This window comes from Nostoc sp., from assembly GCF_035638895.1.
Classification (GTDB): Bacteria; Cyanobacteriota; Cyanobacteriia; order Cyanobacteriales; family Nostocaceae; genus Nostoc.
The window spans coordinates 1-2,051 of sequence record NZ_DASQZC010000671.1 but is presented as its reverse complement, the minus strand read 5'-3'; the positions used below and the strand labels follow the sequence as shown (position 1 = coordinate 2,051).

The window sequence follows — 2,051 nt, the reverse complement described above, 5'->3', positions numbered from 1 at the left end:
GAACCCGATATTGCTTTGCTTAAGGTGAATATTAACCAGGTTAATTATTGGGATAGTACATCGAGTTTCAAACCACAAACAATTAGTTTCTTGACACCATCACGTCTGTAACTAATTCGTAATTCGTAATTCGTAATTCGTAATTCGTAGTTAAGGATTCAATTACGAATTATTTACAAATATGTAATGAACGAAATTGGCAAAAGTATTTTTAATTACAAAAAATCAATGGTAGAACAAAATAATAATGAAGCCGCCCAAAAACATCTACCTGTAGAGGTAAAACGGCGACATTTTTTAAAAGGAATAGGTTTTATCGGTGCAGGTGCAGGGGCAATTTTTGCTGACCACATTCTCAATGCCAATCCCGAAGTAGAAGCGGCAGAGGTTCCAGCATCATCTGCAACTCCAACGAACAACACAAACACTGGTGAAATTCCTCTGCGTCCACTGGGAAAAACAGGGGTGAAAGTGTCAGCGATCGCACTTGGAGGTGCAACTTTAGGGCAAGCAAAGAGCAAGGAAGAGGCGATTCGCATCACCCACGAAGCTATTGACAATGGCATCACCTTCATGGATAACGCTTGGGAGTATAACAAGCATCTTAGTGAAGAGTGGATGGGAGAGGCGTTGCAAGGGCGACGAGACAAGGCTTTTTTGATGACTAAGGTTTGCACCCACGGACGCGATCGCAAAGTAGCCATGCAGCAACTTGAAGAATCTCTGCGTCGTCTCAAAACCGATTACCTCGACTTGTGGCAAATCCACGAAGTTGTTTACGACAACGATCCAGAAAAAATCTTTCGTGCCAACGGAGCAATTGAAGCTCTGGATCAGGCGAAAAAAGAAGGTAAAGTCAGATTCGTTGGCTTTACGGGTCATAAAGACCCCGCTATTCATCTAAAAATGCTCTCTTACAATTACCCATTTGATGCGGTGCAATTGCCGCTTAATTGTTTTGATGCTAGTTTTAGAAGCTTTGAACGGCAAGTACTACCGGAACTGAATAAACGGGGAATTGCCGTAATTGGTATGAAAAGTCTCAGTGGTACTGGTGATGCAGTGAAAAAAGGTGTAGTTACTCCCCAGGAAGCCATCCGCTATGTTATGAGTTTACCGATCGCTACACTTGTTAGCGGTATTGATTCGCTGGAAGTACTGCGGCAAAATTTAGCAATCGCCCGTGGTTTTCAACCGATGCAAGCAAAAGAAATGCAAGCGTTGCGCGATCGTTGCGTGCAATATGCAACTGATGGGCGTTTTGAACTCTTCAAAACCTCCATGAAGTTTGATGGCGATGAAGGCAGAATCCAACATGGTTTTCCACCTCAAAGCCAAGTGCAAACGTAAGATTGGGGAGATCAGGGAGACAAGGGGACAAGTAAACCCAATGCCCTATCTCCAATATTGGGGCAGATTAAGTAGGAACAAATGGTTTTTCTAGGCAATCCAGAGTATGGCTGTGAATTAGAATCAATCAACTTTGCAGCCTTTGCCCAAGCTTGTGGTGGTGTAGGCATGACAATTGAAGATCCATCTGAATGCAGTGAAATTTTGGATCGGGCGCTTGCTACAGCAGGGCCAGTAATTGTAGAAGCGATCGTTGACCCCTTGGAACCAGCTTTACCTCCGAAAATCACCTAGAACAAGCGACCAAGTTTGCCGAATCACTCGCTAAAAGCAAACCTAACCGTGAGAAAATTGCTCTGACAATCCTCTGAGATCAGGTGCGACAGTTGATTTAAGGAGAAATTTGAAATTTAATTAAGAGGTATATTATGTCTGATATATCAGAGAATTAATCAGTGACTTTGGCCTGTCTGAGCAAGTCAAAACTAAAAACTTAAAAATTTTTGTCAAAGCGTGAGATTGAATTAGGACTTACGCATCAAGTATGAAATGTAGGGGCAATTTACAGCAATTTGATATCAAACCCGCCACAAAGATAGTAAAGTGTAAAAATGTAAAGAATAATATTTAAAGATGGCAGCATATTCAATTGACTTACGACAAAAGATATTGAGTGCGTGGCAAAACAAAGAAGGCAGCCA

At 41.9% G+C, this 2,051-nt stretch carries 2 protein-coding genes; both read left to right on the top strand.

From position 1 onward, the window contains the following. The first annotated feature begins 228 nt into the window (after nt 1-228). A complete protein-coding gene (locus tag VE944_RS31660; protein WP_324987036.1) occupies nt 229-1,350 on the top strand; it encodes an aldo/keto reductase in 1,122 nt (373 codons plus the stop codon). Nucleotides 1,351-1,431: 81 nt separating this feature from the next. After that, complete coding sequence (locus VE944_RS31655) at nt 1,432-1,644, top strand: thiamine pyrophosphate-dependent enzyme (RefSeq protein WP_324987033.1); 213 nt, start codon at nt 1,432-1,434, stop codon at nt 1,642-1,644. Nucleotides 1,645-2,051 lie beyond the last annotated feature (407 nt).